This window comes from Arthrobacter sp. PAMC 25486 (assembly GCF_000785535.1).
In the GTDB taxonomy this organism is placed as follows: Bacteria; Actinomycetota; Actinomycetes; order Actinomycetales; family Micrococcaceae; genus Specibacter.
On record NZ_CP007595.1, the window covers coordinates 2,963,148 to 2,980,840 of the forward strand.

The 17,693-nt window shown below is 62.4% G+C and carries 15 protein-coding genes and 1 pseudogene; 10 read left to right on the forward strand and 6 right to left on the reverse strand.

Going from position 1 to position 17,693, the window contains the following annotated elements; all coding sequences use genetic code 11:
* The first annotated feature begins 65 nt into the window (after positions 1-65).
* Positions 66-521, forward strand: coding sequence for a hypothetical protein (locus tag art_RS13540; protein WP_157875267.1), 456 nt, complete (start codon positions 66-68; stop codon positions 519-521).
* Between the two features lie 3 nt (positions 522-524).
* Entirely contained in the window at positions 525-2,141 is a 1,617-nt protein-coding gene (locus tag art_RS13545) for a hypothetical protein (RefSeq protein WP_038465609.1), read from the forward strand.
* A 30-nt stretch (positions 2,142-2,171) separates the two neighbouring features.
* On the opposite strand, the gene art_RS13550 is transcribed toward art_RS13545, so the two are convergent.
* Entirely contained in the window at positions 2,172-2,600 is a 429-nt protein-coding gene (locus tag art_RS13550; protein ID WP_038465611.1) for a phage holin family protein, read from the reverse strand.
* 65 nt (positions 2,601-2,665) lie between these two features.
* Between art_RS13550 and art_RS13555 the strand changes: the two genes are divergently transcribed.
* The 4 genes from art_RS13555 to art_RS13570 all read left to right on the forward strand — a co-directional run bounded on the left by art_RS13555 (position 2,666) and on the right by art_RS13570 (position 7,667).
* Complete coding sequence (locus tag art_RS13555) at positions 2,666-3,787, forward strand: histidinol-phosphate transaminase (protein ID WP_082000291.1); 1,122 nt, start codon at positions 2,666-2,668, stop codon at positions 3,785-3,787.
* Between the two features lie 165 nt (positions 3,788-3,952).
* Positions 3,953-5,218 carry a pyruvate dehydrogenase (acetyl-transferring) E1 component subunit alpha gene (gene pdhA, locus art_RS13560; RefSeq protein ID WP_082000292.1) on the forward strand — a complete coding sequence of 422 codons (1,266 nt, stop codon included), beginning with the start codon at positions 3,953-3,955 and terminating at the stop codon, positions 5,216-5,218.
* Positions 5,215-6,189 (forward strand): alpha-ketoacid dehydrogenase subunit beta, encoded by a 975-nt coding sequence (locus tag art_RS13565; RefSeq protein WP_038465615.1) that lies wholly within the window; start codon positions 5,215-5,217, stop codon positions 6,187-6,189. The genes pdhA and art_RS13565 overlap by 4 nt, the downstream gene beginning before the upstream one ends.
* A gap of 11 nt (positions 6,190-6,200) precedes the next feature.
* Complete coding sequence (locus tag art_RS13570) at positions 6,201-7,667, forward strand: dihydrolipoamide acetyltransferase family protein (protein ID WP_038465617.1); 1,467 nt, start codon at positions 6,201-6,203, stop codon at positions 7,665-7,667.
* A gap of 604 nt (positions 7,668-8,271) precedes the next feature.
* Here the strand turns inward: art_RS13570 and art_RS13575 are convergent.
* Positions 8,272-8,851: pseudogene (locus art_RS13575) on the reverse strand (transposase); the annotation flags it as partial.
* A 307-nt stretch (positions 8,852-9,158) separates the two neighbouring features.
* Between art_RS13575 and art_RS13580 the strand changes: the two are divergent.
* The gene (locus art_RS13580; RefSeq protein WP_052136553.1) at positions 9,159-9,644 is read left to right on the forward strand and encodes a hypothetical protein; all 486 of its coding nucleotides are present in this window, start codon (positions 9,159-9,161) and stop codon (positions 9,642-9,644) included.
* 696 nt (positions 9,645-10,340) lie between these two features.
* On the opposite strand, the gene art_RS13585 is transcribed toward art_RS13580, so the two are convergent.
* The 4 genes from art_RS13585 to art_RS13600 all read right to left on the reverse strand — a co-directional run bounded on the left by art_RS13585 (position 10,341) and on the right by art_RS13600 (position 14,358).
* Entirely contained in the window at positions 10,341-11,666 is a 1,326-nt protein-coding gene (locus tag art_RS13585) for a PLP-dependent aminotransferase family protein (protein ID WP_038465621.1), read from the reverse strand.
* A 58-nt stretch (positions 11,667-11,724) separates the two neighbouring features.
* Positions 11,725-12,360 carry a hypothetical protein gene (locus art_RS13590; RefSeq protein ID WP_157875269.1) on the reverse strand — a complete coding sequence of 212 codons (636 nt, stop codon included), beginning with the start codon at positions 12,358-12,360 and terminating at the stop codon, positions 11,725-11,727.
* A 120-nt stretch (positions 12,361-12,480) separates the two neighbouring features.
* The gene (locus art_RS13595) at positions 12,481-13,926 is read right to left on the reverse strand and encodes an ATP-binding protein (protein WP_082000293.1); all 1,446 of its coding nucleotides are present in this window, start codon (positions 13,924-13,926) and stop codon (positions 12,481-12,483) included.
* 51 nt (positions 13,927-13,977) lie between these two features.
* Entirely contained in the window at positions 13,978-14,358 is a 381-nt protein-coding gene (locus art_RS13600; protein WP_038465623.1) for a helix-turn-helix domain-containing protein, read from the reverse strand.
* 35 nt (positions 14,359-14,393) lie between these two features.
* Here art_RS13600 and art_RS13605 point away from each other — a divergent pair, with 35 nt between their 5' ends.
* From art_RS13605 to art_RS13615, 3 genes are all read left to right on the forward strand, one after another.
* Positions 14,394-15,446: a Gfo/Idh/MocA family oxidoreductase gene (locus art_RS13605; RefSeq protein WP_216699537.1), complete on the forward strand. Its 1,053-nt coding sequence runs from the start codon at positions 14,394-14,396 to the stop codon at positions 15,444-15,446.
* 57 nt (positions 15,447-15,503) lie between these two features.
* The gene (locus art_RS13610; RefSeq protein ID WP_038465627.1) at positions 15,504-16,778 is read left to right on the forward strand and encodes an MFS transporter; all 1,275 of its coding nucleotides are present in this window, start codon (positions 15,504-15,506) and stop codon (positions 16,776-16,778) included.
* A 108-nt stretch (positions 16,779-16,886) separates the two neighbouring features.
* The gene (locus tag art_RS13615; RefSeq protein WP_038465629.1) at positions 16,887-17,582 is read left to right on the forward strand and encodes a heme oxygenase (biliverdin-producing); all 696 of its coding nucleotides are present in this window, start codon (positions 16,887-16,889) and stop codon (positions 17,580-17,582) included.
* Positions 17,583-17,693 lie beyond the last annotated feature (111 nt).

The following is a 17,693-nucleotide window of genomic DNA, read 5'->3' on the forward strand; positions in this document are numbered from 1 at the left end:
AATCGGCGGGTGCGTCTGGCGGAGCGCCCTTCCGCTTTCTAGGCTGAGTGCAACAGGGGGGTTCGATGAGTTATTCGATGGGAACTGGGTGGGAGCCGGCGGCTGGCAACGCCGGCGCTGGTGCACGCACCGGCCCGTGTCCCGAATCCGTGGCGGTGGTGGCCCAGAGGCTCGCCGCGCTCGCCGGGGAACTGGAGGGCGTTCGGCTGCAATTGGGTGCCGTGGAGACACCGGAATGGCGCTCGCCCGCAGCTGCTGCGTTCCTGACGTCACTCACTGACTTGAATGTGGCACTCGCAACAGCGGTGAAGGCATTTGAGGAGGCAGCGGGGGACGTTGGCAGCTACGGCCTGCACCTGCGCGCCAGCTCCCTCGCCAACGGTTGCTTCAGCCCGCTGGGTGCAGGGAGTGGCGCCGGATCCGGTGCTGGGCAGGCCATTGGCGCGGCTCCGGGGTTTGGGCTTGGTGTGGGACCGGGCCCAGTATTTGGCGGCCTGGGCACAGCTGGCTGGGGGCCATGAATCATGGCATCTGAGTCAGAAGGGGAAACCACGTTCAGCCGCAGCGGCGGGGCAGGGTCCATCAGCTACACCTTGGCGGAAATCGCTGAGGCTGGTGCCGGGATCGCCAGGCTGGCGCAACTCGTGGAGCCATTGCTCGACAGGTTGCAATCTGAGCGGGTGTGGCTAGGCGACGCTGCCCAAACAGCCTCGGATTACCCCTACGGGGCGCTGGAATCCATGCAGCATGCGTTGTGGGTGGGGCGGCAGGCACAGATACAGGCTGTGAGTTTGGCACGAAAGCTTGCACAGGCTGGCGACAGCTATGCGGGCGCTGAGGCGCGCACCGCAACATTAACTGCACAGAACGGCAGGGTCGCTGCACTCCAGGACGGCCTGGCCACATGGGGGTGGGGGGCGCTGGCTGCCGTGAAACTGCTGGCCGACGCAACCGCCTGGATGCGGCAGGCCAAGGACAAGGGGTTACGGGACGGTGTCGAGGACCTGCTCAACAATGGTGCCGCCTACGCTGCCGGAGCTGCCGGCCCCCTTGTGGCGATGAGCTACCTGATCTCGCAGCTGCGACCACACGACGCGGCAAAAGCCGGCATCCAACCGGCCAAGGCGGCCCGGTCTTTCCTTGACGCGGCAGGAGTGGCCCGCCCCGGCCACCTGACCATGCGGCCCGTCCCGGCGGAGGAATGGAACAAGGAAGCCAGGCAGTGGCCGCCCGGCCATGCCGTGGCAGATCCGTCACAAGGAGAACCATGGACCACAGCGGCAAGCATTTCCGTCATGCTGGCAGAAACCCAAGCAGCCTACTCCTACCCGCCGGGATCCATCGGTGTTCTCCAGGTTGTCCGGCCGGACGGCTCGCCGGCGTGGGTGGTGAACCTGCCCGGAACGGAAGACTGGTCCACCCTTGACAGCACCAACCCCTTCGACATGGAAGGGAACCTGGAAGGGCTCACGGCCGAACACATGGAAGCATACAAGCAGCAGCACGTTGTGGTTCAGGACCTCATCAAGCAGGCGCTCGCCGCGTCCGGCGCCCTGCCGGACGATGAAGTGCTCATCACCGGCCACAGCGGTGGCGGCATCCACGCCGCTGCTGCCGCGGCAAGCCCGGAGTTCCTTAACGAGATCAATGTCAAGATGATCGTGATTGCCGGGGCGCCCGCCAAGAATCTGGATGTGGCGGAGGGCGTCTCGGTCCTTGCCCTGGAAAACGAGAACGACATTGTCACCGCCGCGGATTTTGGTGCTCCTGCTGCCACCGCAAACTGGGTCACCGTCACCTCGCACCGGCCAGCTGCTGCCGGAAGCGGCGATGTGGGAACTCTGGTGAAAGAAGCCCACGCCATCGAGAATTACGTGAGCGACGCCGTCGCACTTGAATCAAGTGACATCCCTGCCGTGCTCACCTCACAGCAAACACTGGCGGCATTCCTGGGGGTCGGTGTCGGAGCCGTGGTGCAGGCAAGAAAATTTGTGTATCAAGGCAGGGACGTCGACGAGGATGCCAAAAATAAAGGCAGGACGGTCACTCGTGCCCCTAGTGCGGGTGGCCCTGACGCCCTGAAACAAGGCGGAACAGGCGCCTCGAAGCTGGACAACCCCGTCGCGCCGGGACCGCAGTGAAGGTCACGCCGGGACAGTCGCAAAAAGGGATCAGGCGCGTGAGCCCGTGCGGCCCAGGCTTCCGGCAATCATGGAAACGATGCTGATGATCAAGGCAGCCAGAATGGCGGTCCAGAAAAAGTCATCAATCGTAAAGCGAATGGGGGTGAAACTGCTGGCCCAGGCGGTCAGCCACAGCATGGCAGCGTTGATGACCACCGTGAACAGCCCCAGGGTCAAAATGGTCACAGGCAGAGACAGCAACTTCACGATGGGCTTCACCAGGGCATTGACAATGCCGAAGACCAAACCGATGAAGAGGTATGCCAGCACCGTATTAACGGTGTCCGCGGTGCCTTCGGATCCGGCAATGCCTTCACCCACTACGGAGGCCGGTGCAATGTGGAATCCGGGCAGGATCCAGCTGGCAACCCACAAGGCCAGGGCGTTGACGACAACTTGAATAATGATTCTTCCCATGTATCCATAGTTCCACACACTGGGCAGCATCCCTTGTGCCGACGGTACTGTCATAAGCTTGTTGCATGATCGAGATGAATGCCTCCGCCCATGCCAATGTGCAGCCACGCCCAGTAGTGGGCCGCCTGCCCAAATATGCGGCAGGGAAGCCGCCGGAGTCAGTGGCCGGGCTGGAAAGCTTCAAGCTCTCTTCCAATGAGAACCCTTTGGGGCCGGTCCCCGCTGTCATGGATGTGTTGCGTGGAGCCATTGACATCCACCGCTACCCGGACAGCAGCTGCACCCTTCTCCGCAACGCCCTGGGCAAGTTTCTGGACGTCCCCGCCGACGACATTGTCACTGGTGCCGGCAGCCTCGGCGCGCTGAACCAGATTCTCGCCGCCTTCTCAGGGCAAAATGAGAACGGCGTGCAGGACGAGGTGGTCTACGCTTGGCGGTCCTTTGAGGCGTACCCCATTTGCGTGGGACTGGCCGGCGCCAGAAGTGTGCAGGTACCGGTGCGCTCCGACGGCAGCCATGACCTGGACGCCATGGCGGCCGCCGTCACAGAACACACCAAGGTGGTGCTGCTGTGCACACCCAACAATCCCACGGGTCCGGCCCTGCGCACGGGTGAAACTGAAGAGTTCATTCGTAGCATCCCGAGCAATGTGGTGATTGTCATCGATGAGGCATACCAGGAATTCGTTCGTGCCGGGGACGCCGTCAACGGTGTGGAATTGTACCGAAAATATACCAACGTCATGGTGTTGCGGACATTCTCCAAGGCGCATGGACTGGCGGGCCTGCGGGTCGGCTATTCCATTTCACAGCCGGAGATCACCCAATATTTGCGGGCTGCGGCAACGCCATTCGCCGTCTCCGGCATTGGTGAAGAAGCCGCCGTCGCCTCGTTGGAAAACTACGACCAGGTTGTGGAAAGAGTACAAAGCCTGGTGGATGAACGCACGCGCGTCCTGGCGGGCCTGGCGGAACTCGGCTGGGACGTTCCGGACGCACAGGGAAACTTCGTGTGGCTGGAATTGGGTGCCAATTCCCAAGAGTTTGCCGCGTTGGCGCAAAGCCATGCCCTCTCATTGCGCGCCTTTGGTGATGAGGGAGTGCGCGTCAGTATTGGCGAAGTGGCGGCCAACACTCGATTCCTGGAGATCTGTGCAGCCTATACAAAAGAGCCACGACGTTCCTAGCCATTAACAAAGGCACGGTTTGCGGGCCTGTACCGATACAGTGGTAAATCGAAAACGTATATATATGCGCCCTGCGGAATGCATTCCCTTGGGGGCATATATCAGTACCAACGAGTCGAAATGGGAGCCTGGGTTCCCTTGAGGTTCGGCAGACGAGGAGACAGCATGGGCAACGCCCCGCACGCTGCAAGTGGCACCGCTGGTGAAACATCATCAGTCCCGGAAACAGCACGCTCTGAAGGTCAGGCGGCACTGCGCCCGCAGGCAGGCGACTCCGCCGGCGTCCTGCAGAACACCACTGTGGGGCCGAACGATGCGGTCCAGCTCCTCGACGAACACGGGGCACTTCACCACGAAGCAACCTTCAGCCCGTACATCCAGAACCTGGATGCGGACGTTTTGCGCGGCTTCTACCGGGACATGGCCACGGTGCGCCGCTTCGACACCGAGGCAACCGCGCTGCAGCGCCAGGGTGAACTTGCCTTGTGGGTGCCCGTCGTGGGCCAGGAAGCAGCCCAAATCGGCTCCGGCCGGGCCATGAACAAGGCCGACTATGCCTTCCCCACCTACCGTGAACACGGCGTGGCCCTGACGCGCGGGCTGGATCTGGCGGATCTGCTGAAGCTGTTCCGCGGCATCTCCAACGGTGGCTGGGACCCGCGCGAAACCAACTTCCACCTCTACACGCTGGTCCTGGCGGCCCAGGTGCCGCACGCTGTGGGATACGCCATGGGCATCAGCCGCGACCTGGCAGCCGACCCGACAACCGAGCCGGCCGCCGTCGTTGCCTACTTTGGTGACGGCTCAAGCAGTGAAGGGGACGTCCACGAATCGATGGTGTTCGCCGCCTCGTACGACGCCCCTGTAGTATTCTTCTGCCAGAACAACAACTGGGCCATCTCCGTCCCCTTTGAAGTCCAGTCCAAGATTCCGCTCGTCAACCGTGCGGGCGGCTACGGCATCCCGGGCATCCGTGTTGACGGCAACGATGTTCTGGCCGTGTACGCCGTGACCCAGTGGGCGCTCGAGCATGCCCGCAGCGGCCACGGCCCGGTCCTGATCGAGGCCTCAACGTACCGGATTGGCGCACACACCACCGCCGACGACCCCACCAAGTACCGCATGAGTGCGGAAGAGGAACTCTGGAAAACCCGAGATCCGCTACAGCGTCTCGAGACGTACCTGCGTGCTGAAAACCTTGCCGACGACGATTTTTTTGAGCAGGTAAAGAACGACGGCGACGAACTGGCTGCCCATGTCCGTCGCGCCACGCTGGCGATGGGCGGGGCGGACATTCGCCAAAAGTTTGCCACGGTTTACGCACAGGCCCACCCGCTGGTGGCTGAAGAGCTGGCCTGGTTTGAAAATTACGAGGCCTCCTTCGCGGACGCCGACACCAACAACTCGCAGACCCAGGGCGGTGCCGCATGAGCACAATGACCATTGCCAAGGCCATCAACGAAGGCCTGCGCGCCAAACTGGCCAACGATCCCAAAAGCTTTCTCATGGGTGAGGACATTGGCTCCCTGGGCGGCGTCTACCGTGTCACCGAGGGCCTGAAAAAGGAATTCGGCGCCCACCGCGTCATGGACACACCGCTGGCCGAATCAGGGATCATCGGCACGGCCATCGGCATGGCCCTGCGCGGCCACCGCCCCATCTGCGAGATCCAGTTTGACGGCTTTGTGTTTCCCGCCTTCAACCAGATCACCACACAGCTGGCCAAGATCCGCACCCGCTCCGACGGCCAGCTCAGTGCACCCGTGGTCATCCGGATCCCGTATGGCGGCGGCATTGGCTCCATCGAGCACCATTCCGAGTCGCCTGAAGCGTTGTTTGCCCACACGCCGGGGCTGCGCATCATCACACCCTCCAACGCGAACGACGCCTACTGGATGATCCAACAGGCCGTTGAGTGCCAGGACCCGGTGATCTTCTTTGAACCCAAGCGCCGCTACTGGCTCAAGGGCGAGGTGGACACCGAGAACAGCCCCGGCGACCCGTTCAAGGCTCATGTTGTCCGTGCAGGCAGCGACGCCACACTGGTGGCCTATGGTCCGCTGGTACCCGTGGCGCTGGCCGCAGCCAACGCCGCCGCGGAGGACGGGCACAGTGTCGAGGTCATTGACCTGCGCTCCATTTCTCCGATCGACTTCGACACTGTTGAAGCATCCGTAAACAAAACCGGGAGGCTCGTTGTCGCCCACGAAGCCCCCACCTTTGGCGGCATCGGCGGAGAAATCGCCTCCCGCATCAGCGAACGCTGCTTCTACTCACTGGAAGCGCCGGCCATCCGGGTGGGCGGATTCCACATGCCCTACCCTGTGGCCCGCGTTGAAGAGCACTACCTGCCGGACATCGACCGCATGCTGGAGGCGTTGGACCGCGCCTTCGCATTCTAGGAAGGCCCACCATGTCTACCCTGAATTTATTCAATCTGCCCGACGTCGGAGAGGGCCTGCTGGAGGCTGAAATCGTCTCCTGGAAGGTCAAGCCGGGCGATGTCGTTGCCGTCAACGACGTCATTGTGGAGATTGAAACTGCCAAGTCGATCGTGGAACTGCCCTCGCCGTACGCGGGAGTGGTGGCCCAGTTGATGGTTGCTGAGGGGGATACCGTGGATGTGGGCAAGCCCATCATCGCCATCGGTTCGGACGCTGCTGTAACGGCCCCTGTCACGCCGGCGGCCCCCGAAGCGCCTGCCTCCACGTCTCCTGCAACCGATGGTGGCGAAGTGATGAAGCCGCTGGTTGGTTCAGGTCCCAAGGCCGACGCCGTCAAGCGCCGCCCGCGGATGGGCTCGGCTTCCGCCGTGCCCGGCCAGGCTGCCCCTGCCGCAGCGACCGCTGCCGCGCCGGCCCCAGTGGTGCCCGCCCCGGCTGCGCCTCCCGCTGTTGTTGCCCCAGCGGCAACTCCGGCACCCGGCCAGGATTCGGCGTCGAGCATGATCGGCAAGGCAGCAGCCACAGCCAACCGCATGGTGGCAAAGGCAAACCGCGTGCTGGCGAAACCGCCGGTGCGCAAGGCCGCGAAGGATCTGGGCATCAACCTCAGCGAGGTTTTTGCCACCGGCCTGCGCGGGGAAGTGACCAAGAAGGATCTGCTTAGCTACCAGGACCAGCGCACCGCCGAACAAGATGGTGCCGGCACGTTCTGGGCTCCCGCCACCGGCACTGGGCTGGCCGACGACCCCCGTGTGGAGCGCATCAAGGTCAAGGGTGTGCGCAAGGCGACGGCCAAGGCCATGGTGGAAAGCGCGTTTTCCGCTCCGCATGTCAGCATCTTTGTCGACGTTGACGCCTCCCGGACCATGGAATTTGTGAAGCGGCTGAAGGTCTCACGCGACTTTGAAGGCATCAAGGTTTCGCCCCTGCTGATCCTGGCCAAGGCAGTTATTTGGGCCGCCGCACGCAACCCCTCGGTCAATGCAACGTGGACCGGCGATGAGATCATCATCAAGCACTTCATGAACCTTGGCATCGCGGCCGCCACGCCCCGCGGGCTCATGGTGCCGAATATCAAGGATGCCCAGAACCTGTCCCTGAAGGAACTGGGGATTGCGTTGAACTTGCTCGCCACCACCGCCCGGGCCGGCAAGACGCAGCCCGCTGACATGCAGGGCGGCTCGCTGACGGTGACCAACATTGGTGCGCTCGGCATCGACACGGGAACGCCCATCATCAACCCGGGTGAGGTGGCGATCGTGGCGTTCGGCACCATTAAGCAAAAGCCGTGGGTGGTGGATGGCGAAGTGGTTCCGCGCTGGATCACCACGCTGGGTGGTTCCTTCGACCACCGTGTCGTGGACGGGGACCTCTCCGCCCGCTTCATGGCCGACGTTGCTGCCATCATGGAGGAACCCGCGCTCCTGCTGGACTGACTGCCCTGAAAAGTAGCCTCAATCCACTGATCTGATTTGGGGAGCGGCTGAATCATATTTTTTGACGGTTTGACGGTTTGACGGTTTTGGGCTGCCACTCAGTCCCGCCGTGGCCGCTGTGCGGCCATCCAAGCATTGGCACGGAATAATGCCCGGGGTAAGGGGTGGGTGGAGGATCTTGCCCTCGTCTTCTTCGCCAATGTCGGCTAGGTCGAGGGCCAGCCTGGGGACCTTACGTAAACAGGCCAGTACTGCGAACTGGCAGCCCACCACGCTCGATCCGGCGTCGACGGTGCCCAAATTTCCTTCATGGTTTTCCCAGCGTCCTGGGAAGTGCCCGTTGGAGGCCCATTCCCAGCCGCTCCAACCCCACGGTGCTGGTAAGGAACTCACGCGCCACACTGTCTCGACAAGGTTCACGATCTGTAATTTAGCTGTCGACACGTGCCTTTAGTCGGCCGCGATGAAGGCTCGTGCGGCGGCCAGGACGGCCGGCCCGGCCTCGTGCAGCGGGCCTTCGCGCCGCAGCAGGCGGTCGCGTGCTTGCCATCCGTAGTGTTGCTCGACGATGACGGCGCCGGCGAGCCGGAGCAAGCAGGGCTGCAGCGTTGGGTTGGGCGACGGCGGTGCGGATGATCGAGCCGACCATGTCCTGGGATCCTTTGGGTGGACCGCGAGCACGTCGGGCATGAAATGGACCCGGCACCGCTGCCAGCCCGCACCTTGGAACCCTGTGGCGATGGCCTTCTTCAAGCCACTGTGGGCATCGGATATCGCCAGCATCACTCCACATTTCACTCCATCGAGTCCACGGGTTTTCATCGAGCGCAGGAACGCGGCCCAGAACCCTTCGTGCTCGCTGTCGCCGAGATCGAAGCCCCCCACTTCCCGGCGCCCGACACGGGCCCTGCAGTAGGTCGCGTCATGGAACACGTACGGGTAGTCCACGGCCGAGAGGTCACGGTCCCCGAAAGCGCCTACTTCATGATCGAGGGCAGGGTCAACGGGCCGGCACCGATGAACGCGGTGGCCTCGGCCTCGATGAGCTGCTGGTACAGGGTTTCGGTCGTTGTACGGATCCGGTCGGAGACATAGGTGAGTTTAAGTTGGCCAAGCAGGTCGAACAAGGCAGACTGGCCTGGAGCCGTCGTGGTGTGTTTGTGTCCTTTGTGAGTAACTTTGATCGGTTCTCACTGACCATCGCACGATGGCTCTTCACATCGGACATCCGACGCCCAGCAACCGGGAACTACGCCACCCCATGGGACGCAACCTGAGCCCCTATAAGTGACTAATAAAATCAGGTCTTTCCTGCGAGGCAATTTTGACATGCATTTGACGTGTGTGTAGCGTCGATCGTGTTGTGCGTAACACCGCATGACCATTGAATTTACCTTGGGAAAGAGGGCAGTGATGTCGCGAAACCAAATAAAAGCATTGTCGGTAATTGCACTGGCGGGAGCCATGTCGTTAGGTTCCGTCGCTCCGAGCATGGCTTCTGATCAAGGGACAGCCGCTCCGGTTTCGGCAGTTCAGGGATCTGACCTGAAGTATTACGAACTCAACGAGCACCAATTTGGAATTAGTAGCACTGATTACCAGTTCGAAGTATCGGGCGAAGGCACGGCCGTGGCCACCCTCAAATCAACTGGCAGCCAGGAAGTACTGCCTGCACAAGCCCTTGGAGTCGACGGTGCTGCTGTGGATCTGGTCTACGCAGAAGTGGGCGACGGCTCTCTGGTAGTCTCAGCGGCAACTCCCCCCGGTGAGATGGTTGCTTCCCGTGGCGTAGCCCAGTGCGCACTCGGAACTGTGGGTGCGACAGGAGCCGGTGCACTTGCCGGCGGTCTCGGCGGAGCGGCCATCGGGACAGTAACGCTGCCCATCGTGGGCACCGTTGGAGCAGGATTGGTCGGGACCATCGGTGGGGGTCTCTTCGGGGGAATGACCGGCGCGGCCGCTTCCTGCTTCGGGTAAAGTGGAGAAGCTGTTTGCTGTCTTAATGAGAGCCAAGAAGGAGATGTTCACGAATGAGCGGCCTAAATAAATTTACTCAACTGCACACCGTTGCGATCCTTTGGGTCTTAACCCTCATGACGGTCTTACTTTTTCTGGCGCTCGAATTTTCGCCACTTTACATCATTATCTGCGCAGGTCCGCTAGCGCTCGTAAGCTTTCTGATATCAATAGCCTATCTACGGCAACGTAATGTTGGCCGTCCAAGAATGTGACCAGGTAATTCGGTATGTCGTGCTGGTCGGAAGTGAAATCTTTTCGGCCAGCACGCGACTGAGGTTCGAAGCTGAATTGGTAAAATGACTAATAGTCAACTAACCAATAGCAATTTCTATAAACTTGGACCAGGTGTGACTAATCCGAGAGTCTTTCTGGGCGTATGTAGCAGGTAGCCCGCGACATGCCAAGATTGCGAGCCACCTGAGCGGCCGGTTCACTGCTATCCGCCCGGCATATCACCGGCACCAAGCCAGTCGCTGAGAGAAGGTTCTGCTCGGCAAAGGAAACTGCCACGGCCACCGGGGTGTGGAAAACGAACAGCTACCATGTGCTCATTCTCTGGTGGAAAATACGCTTTAGGCAACCTCCGTTTCCTCTAAAAGACGGGCATTTCGTGTTTAAGCCGTTGGACCAACAACCAAATCGGTGGATCACGTTTTATGCGGCGGCGATGGCCTGCGCCAGCACCGGTGCCAGGCGCTTGACGCCTTCGGCCAGAGTTGCCGGCGGCACGGCGCTGAATGCCAGGCGCAGCTTATTGCTGGGTCCTCCGGCGGCTGAGAACGCTGCGCCTGGGACAAACACCACACCCGCGTCGATGCCCTTGTGCAGCAGCGGGTAGGTGTCGATCCCCTCGGGCAGCGTCAGCCAGACGAAGAAGCCGCCTTCCGGGCGGGTCCAGGAGACGCCGTCCGGCATGTGTTCCTCGAGCGCGGCCAGCAGTGCCGCGCAGCGCTCGGCGTACAGGGCCCGGTAGGTGCTGACCTGCCCCTGCCAGTCGTAGTTGCGCAGGTATTCGCTGACCAGCAGCTGGTTGAAGGTGGGCGGGCACAAGGTCACGGCTTCGCTGGCCAGGTAATAGCGCTGCTTGAGGTGCGCGGGGACCAGGGCCCAGCCAATGCGCAGGCCCGGGGCGAAGATCTTGGAGAATGAGCCCAGGTACAGCACGTCGTCGGGGTTGGCCGAGCGCAGGGGCTCCGGCAGAACGCCGTCGAACTTTAGCAGACCGTAGGGGTTGTCCTCCAACACCAAAATATTCGCCTCACGGCATATGTCCACAATTTCCTGCCGGCGTTCCGGTGCCAGCATCACGCCTGAGGGGTTGTTGAAGTTCGGGATCGTGTACAGCAGCTTGATCTTTTTGCCTTCGGCCTGCAGGGCGGTGATGCGCTCGCGCAGCAGCGACGGGACGATGCCGTGCTCGTCACCCACCACCGGCTGCACATCCACCTCGTAGGCTTCGAAGGTGTTCAGTGCGCCAACGTAGGTGGGATCCTCGAGCAGGATCACGTCACCGGGATCGCAAAAAACCTTCGCCGCAACATCCTGTGCGGACTGCGAACCGGCCGTGATGACAACATTGTCGGGGTCGGCGTCGAGAATCCCCTCGGCCGCCATGACCTCGCAGATCTGGGTGCGCAGTTCCAGGGTGCCCTGTCCGCCGCCATATTGCAGCGCCTCAAGGCCGTGCTCGGCAATGATGGAGGCGGCGGTGGCGGCCAGCCGGTCAAGCGGCAGGGACTGCAGGTAAGGGTTTCCGCCGGCCAGCGACACCAGGCCGGGCTGCATGGAAATTTCAAAAACGTCGCGCACGGCCGACTGCTTGATATTCGCGGCCCGGGCCGACAGGAGCGACTCATGCCTGTGCGGCGCAGCCTCACCCGCCGGCCCTGACGACGGACCACCGGCCCGGTTCAGGGCGTCGACGGCTTCTTCGGACAGGGTTTCGGCGGCGGCATTGGCGCCGGAGGCTGTAATGTTCACGTGCTCAGGATATAACGTTTGTTGCTAAATAGGCATCAAAAGTTTTTCTACGTGTGCCTCACTTCAGGCTCAGGGCCTCGGCCATCGGTATTCCGTTGATCGTGATCTCAATGGGGAATCCGGCAGCCTGCTGGGCCGTGAGTAGAAGTTGCAGTTGCGCCCGAGGAATGTCGCACTCGCCGGCCAGCTGCAAGGTGCCTTCCAGATCCACGATGATGGGGTTCCCGGACCTGTCGACCGACTTCACGGTGAGATCCGACTGCCACAACGCATTCCGCAATCCTGACTCGCCAACTTCCATGTCGTGGTTTTCCAGCAACGTCCGCAACGCCGCCTCAACCGGGTCGGTGAAGCTGATGGCGGGGCTCGTCACGCCCACAGTGCTGTCGCCGCAGCCAAATTCCGGACCCGATACTCCGCCGTCACCCACGGCAACGTAAACCACGGTGACCGATGCGAGGGTGGGCAGGACGGTGGGGTCCCCGCTTGATTCGGTCGCCGTTGGTGTGGTTGGTGGGATGCTCGACGGCGGCGCCTGGGTGGGACTTGTTGCGTCACCAGTGGCGGGGCTGCTGGCAGAGGAAACGGCCGGCAAGTTTGTGCCGCCCTCAGTTGCTGTACCCCCACAACCGGCCAGCGTGAGTGCTGCGGCGGCAAGAAGTGCCACCATTGACGACTTTCTCATGGTCTCCATGACACTGCTCCTGTAATTTCTGCCGGCCGTTCCGCCGTATCTACAAGCTACGGTGGAAGGTGCGGTCCCGGCAGTGCTTGGGCGCAAAGGGGACGCAACTGCAATCTGGTCGCGGGCAGGTCACGGCTGGAACGGAGTCTGGCCGTCCCCGCCAAAGCGGCCGTCCCGGTGTTTTTCAAGGGCATGTCCAGGGTCCCCACTGCCCAGCAGACTGCGGGTCAGCGCCTCGGAGTCGGCCATCAACTGGGCAGTGGCGTCGTTGAGGTGGCCGTCCCCGGGGGTGGTGCCGGTGAGGGAGGCGGCGACCACCGCGCGTCGGACAAGTTCCTTGGCGAACGACGCCGTTGTGCCTGCCGTCAGTGCCGCTGCCGCCGTCAACGCGTCCGTTGAGAAGGCAAGGCCGTGGGAGTAGAGGCGCAGCAGAGCCGCCCGTTCATGTTCGGACGGTAGCGGGATCTCCACGGCCAGGTCCACCCGGCCGGGGCGCTGGGCCAAGGCCCGCTCGAGCATGTCGACGCGGTTCGTGGTCAGTACAAACGCCACGTCGGAGTCGGCGTCCAACCCGTCCATGGCGTCCAACACCTCAAACAGCAGTGGCTGCGGACCGTGGCCAAAACTCCTGTCCTCGGCGATGAGGTCGCAATCCTCCATGACAACAATGGAGGGCGCCAGGGCGCGGGCCATCGTGGCGGCCTCCGAGATGCGGGCGAGGGAGCCGCCTGAGAGGAGGATCGCCGTCGTGCCTTCGCTGCGGCTGAGCAGGTAACGCACGGTGTGAGTTTTGCCCGTTCCGGGCGGGCCATAGAGCAGAAGTCCACGCTTGAGGTGCTGTCCATGGGCGCTCAGCGCAGCCGCAGCCCGGCCAATGCCAAGCGTGTGCTCTTCTACCCGCCCGAGGACACCGTCAGGCAAGATGACATCGCTGCCCGACAGCTCCGGGCGCGCAATGAAGCTCACCCCGGCGATGCTGGGCCCGTAATCACCGGCGGCAAGTGAAATGACCTGGCCCTTGAAGATGCTGCGGCTTTCCATGCCCAGGCGCAGCTCCGCCAACATTCCGGCCGCCGTTGCGGGGTCGGCGGCCAGGACTTCAAGGCTCGCGAGCTGGCGGCCAAACTGTGGATTGGCGCCACGCTGCAACACCGCGACGGGGTCGCCGCCATGCCTGAACAGCCGCAACCCAAGGGCAACAACCTGGCGCTGTTCCGCCGGACCCACCGCCACGTTGCTGTAATCAGGCTGGGCCAGGGGGATGTTTGACCACGTGAGCGCATTTTGGATCATGTCACTCAGTGACATGTGGTTGCGCTGGTCGCCGCCTCCGATGCCCAGCAGCCGGCTGTCCGGGTCCGCCGCGGCCAATTCCGAGAGCAGAATGTCCGCATCGACCAGGCGGTGGGAGGGGATCTCTTCCAGCACAACACTGAGCATGCCCGGCGGTGAACCCAAGTGGCTTTCCAGCTCCTCAAGCAATTGCCGGCCGTTGGGAACGGCCGTCATTTCCTTTTGGGCCAGCCCCACCAAGGCGCTGAAGTCGGACACAAATTTCCCCAGGGTATCGTCCATGGGCTGACACTAGCAGAAGAGCGTTCGGGTCGGACTGGATGGGCTGGCTGCTCAGCGGGCTTGATCTGCTGTTTTTTGGCGCTCCACCCAGGCCATGATGTCCTGGCGGCGGATGCGCCTGTGGGAGCCCCTGTATTGCACGGCAATCTCACCCCGGTCGGTGAGATTGCGCAGGAAGGTGTGGGAGATGCCCGCCAGTTCGGCCGCCTGTGAGGTGGTGAGCAGTTCGGAAATGCTTGCAACGCTCACGGCGTCCCCGCGCGAGAAACGCAGCAGCAGGTCGTGGACTGCTTCCTTGGCGCCAGTACCCAGCCTGTGGGCCGTGCCATCGACAAACACCGTCACGTCGTCGCTGTCCGAAAGGGCGCGGACCAGGAATGCTTGTTCGGCCGGGTCCAAGGGGGAGCTGACTTTGGGAGCATCTAATGTCATGGAACACATAGTAACCCGGCAGTATGGTTGGCCACATGACACAAAGCATTCGCACCGCACTTCTGGGGTTTGGCCTGGCAGGCAGTGTCTTCCACGCACCATCGCTGGCGTCGCTGGAGGCGTTCAGCCTCGACGTCATCGTCACCTCCGATCCGCACCGCCAGGCCGCGGCCCGGCGCGCCTGCCCTCAAGCAGCCGTTCTCACGCGCCAGGAATGGGCTGCTGCCGGAAGCCACAACAACATTGATCTCGTCGTGGTGGGAACACCTCCGGCCACCCACGTCCCACTGGCCACGGCCGCCGTCGAGCACGGTTGTTCCGTTGTTGTAGACAAGCCCTTTGCCCTCTCAAGTTCGGAAGGGGACGCCTTGCTCGCCTTGGCAAAGGAACGCGGAACACTGCTGAGCAGCTACCAGAACCGGCGGTGGGATGGCGAATTCCGCACCGTGCAAAAGCTGCTCGCCGACGGAGCGCTGGGCCAGGTCCACCGCTTTGAATCCCGGCTGGAACGCCACCAGCCCCTCATCACCAAGGAATGGAAGGCCCAGGCCACGGCGGCTGACGGGGGAGGGCTGCTCTTTGACCTAGGCACGCACCTGATCGACCAGGCGCTGCTGCTGTTCGGCCCGGTAGTGCGTGTGTACGGGGAGCTCAACGCCCGTCGCCCCATGGAATTGACGGACGACGACGTCTTCATCGCCCTTGAACATGGCAGTGGTGTCATCTCCCACCTGTGGGTGAATGCCAACGTTGCACAAAACGGCCCCCGGCTGCGCGTCCTTGGTTCGAAGGCGGCGTACGTCAAGCGTAGTGCTGACATTCAGGAAGCCCAGATTCAAGCCGGCATCCACCCGGGCATGCCCGGCTACGGGGTGGACCCGGAAGAAGCATGGGGCCTGCTCGGATCCGACGGCGCCACCGTGGCTGTGCCCACCGAACGGGGCGATTTTTCCTGCTTTTACGAACTGCTGGCCGCAGCAATCCTTGACGGCGGGCCGGTCCCCGTGGACCCGGCCGACTCGGTGGCCGGGCTGCGCATTATTGAACAAATTCGTGCGGCTCATGTGGAACGCACGGCTGGCACGTAAGCTGGGCGAACACACAATGCGGCAATCATCTGCCCATCTGGGGAGGCTGAGGACACGATGACCCACAAGGAAACTGCCGGACACCAGGGGGTGCAGCCGCCGAGCCTGGCGCTCGCCGAACCCACGGTCAATGTGCGCCATCGCTGGACCACCTCCATTGTGCTGGTCAACGTGGGCATCAATGCCGCGTTCTTCGGCCCCATCCAGGTCCTGTTGGGCCAGCAGGCCGCCGATTTCAGCGAAGCTGACAAGGAAGGAATTCTGGCACTCGTCACCGGTGCTGGCGCCGCGGTTTCCCTCGTGGCGAATCCCCTTTTTGGCACCTTCAGCGACAGGACAACCTCCCGCTTCGGCCGCCGGGTCCCCTGGGTGTTCATCGGCGCACTGCTGGGCACCATCGGCCTTGTGGGGTTGGCCGGCGCACCCACTGTGGCCGCCATGACCCTGCTGTGGTGCCTGGTGCAATTGGGCTGCAACGGCGCTCTTGCGGCGACGACGGCGGCCATCCCCGACCAGGTGCCGGTGCGCCAGCGCGGCAGCATTGGTGGTCTCGCCTCGATGGGGACGGTGGCCGGCATCCTGGTCGGTGCCGCGATAGCCGCCGTGGTGGCAGGGAACTTCTCCCTTGGTTTCATCATCTGTGCCGTCGCCCTGATTGTGGGCATGGTGCCGTACCTGTTCTTCTCCAACGACCCTGTCCTGGATGCGAAGGACAGGCCTGCCTTCACCTGGCCCGCTTTTTTCACGGGCTTTTGGATCTCTCCGCGCCGCTACCCTGACTTTGCCTGGGCCTGGATCACGCGTTTTCTGGTCAATGTGGGAAACCACCTGGTCACCTTGTACTTGCTGTTCTTTCTGACCGACGCCGTTGGGTTCGAGAACCCGGAATTTGGCGTGCTGATCCTCACCGGCATCTATGCGGTGCTGACGCTGATTACCGCCGTCATTGGCGGGCGCTGGACCGACAAGGTGGGCAAGCGCAAACCCTTTGTCATTGTTTCCTCCGGCATCATTGCCCTGGCCGCACTGATCCTCGCGTTCTTCCCCACCTGGCCCGGAGCGTTGACGGGAGCCGCAGTCCTTGGCATCGGCTATGGCGTGTATTTGGCCGTCGACTTTGCCCTGCTTACCCAGGTCCTGCCATCGGCTGCGAACCGCGGAAAGGACATGGGCGTGATCAACGTGGCGAATTCACTGCCCCAGGTTATTGCCCCGATCATCGCGTGGCCGCTCGTCACCATTTTGGGTGGCTACGTCACGCTGTACGTGGTGGCGGCCGTCATCGGATTGCTGGGTGCATTCTTCGTGGTGAAGATCAAGGGCGTCGATTAAGGCAGGAAAATGTGACGAATGTCAGTGACACTGTGTCATTAAGATCTTGACACAGTGTCACCATCCTTGATTAGCTAAGGTTACCGTTACCTAATCATGGAGTTACTCATGTCCGCACCCGCAGTTGAATCCGTAGTGTCCGAAATTCCCGCCGCCTTGTCGCAGGAGCTCAAGAGCCACACCGCAGCAGCACACATGGCCGCTGAAGACTCCACGTTTGTGGCGGAGCTGATGGGTGGCTCCCTGGATGCGCCGGCATTGGTAAGCCTGCTGGACCAGAGCCTCATCATTTACCGGGCACTGGAAACAGCGCTGGCAGCCCACACAGACCATCCCCAGCTGGGGGGATTCATCGACCCGAAGCTGGCGCGCGTCGCTGCCTTGGAAGCGGACATGGCCTACCACCACGGCGAGGATTGGGAAGCGCAACTTGCCGACGGCCGCATCGTGATCGTGCCCGCCACCCTCGCCTACGCCGACGTCCTGTCCACCATGGGCCGCGAATCCATCGAGTTCCTGCTGGCCCACCACTACGTGCGCTACCTGGGTGACCTCTCCGGCGGCCTGATCATCCAGCGCATGGTCCAGCGCCACTACGGCATCGCCAGCGAAGGCCTGAACTTCTACGCGTTCGATGAGATCACCAAACCCAAGCCGTATAAGGACGCCTACCGCGAACTCCTTGACAGCACCGATTTCAGCCGCGTGCAGAAGGACAACATCCTGAACTTTGCGGCCGAGTCCTTTGAGCTTAACCGCGCCGTCTTCGTCGATCTCGACGCCGCACGCAAGGCCGCTGCCTAGCCGGTATTTCGGCGGCTGACCACCCGTAAAGCCAAGAACGACGGCGGAACCCAAGTTCCGCCGTCGTACCCCAACCGCTCCCAGACCTCGCAAGCTCGGCCCGGGGCCCTC

What these genes read in the sequence shown, in the direction of transcription:
- art_RS13540 (WP_157875267.1), top strand. Translation starts at nt 66, where the DNA reads ATGAGTTATTCGATGGGAACTGGGTGGGAGCCGGCGGCTGGCAACGCC.
- art_RS13545 (WP_038465609.1), top strand. Translation starts at nt 525, where the DNA reads ATGGCATCTGAGTCAGAAGGGGAAACCACGTTCAGCCGCAGCGGCGGG.
- art_RS13550 (WP_038465611.1), bottom strand. Translation starts at nt 2,600, where the DNA reads ATGGGAAGAATCATTATTCAAGTTGTCGTCAACGCCCTGGCCTTGTGG.
- art_RS13555 (WP_082000291.1), top strand. Translation starts at nt 2,666, where the DNA reads ATGATCGAGATGAATGCCTCCGCCCATGCCAATGTGCAGCCACGCCCA.
- pdhA (WP_082000292.1), top strand. Translation starts at nt 3,953, where the DNA reads ATGGGCAACGCCCCGCACGCTGCAAGTGGCACCGCTGGTGAAACATCA.
- art_RS13565 (WP_038465615.1), top strand. Translation starts at nt 5,215, where the DNA reads ATGAGCACAATGACCATTGCCAAGGCCATCAACGAAGGCCTGCGCGCC.
- art_RS13570 (WP_038465617.1), top strand. Translation starts at nt 6,201, where the DNA reads ATGTCTACCCTGAATTTATTCAATCTGCCCGACGTCGGAGAGGGCCTG.
- art_RS13580 (WP_052136553.1), top strand. Translation starts at nt 9,159, where the DNA reads ATGGCTTCTGATCAAGGGACAGCCGCTCCGGTTTCGGCAGTTCAGGGA.
- art_RS13590 (WP_157875269.1), bottom strand. Translation starts at nt 12,360, where the DNA reads ATGGAGACCATGAGAAAGTCGTCAATGGTGGCACTTCTTGCCGCCGCA.
- art_RS13595 (WP_082000293.1), bottom strand. Translation starts at nt 13,926, where the DNA reads ATGGACGATACCCTGGGGAAATTTGTGTCCGACTTCAGCGCCTTGGTG.
- art_RS13600 (WP_038465623.1), bottom strand. Translation starts at nt 14,358, where the DNA reads ATGACATTAGATGCTCCCAAAGTCAGCTCCCCCTTGGACCCGGCCGAA.
- art_RS13605 (WP_216699537.1), top strand. Translation starts at nt 14,394, where the DNA reads ATGACACAAAGCATTCGCACCGCACTTCTGGGGTTTGGCCTGGCAGGC.
- art_RS13610 (WP_038465627.1), top strand. Translation starts at nt 15,504, where the DNA reads ATGACCCACAAGGAAACTGCCGGACACCAGGGGGTGCAGCCGCCGAGC.
- art_RS13615 (WP_038465629.1), top strand. Translation starts at nt 16,887, where the DNA reads ATGTCCGCACCCGCAGTTGAATCCGTAGTGTCCGAAATTCCCGCCGCC.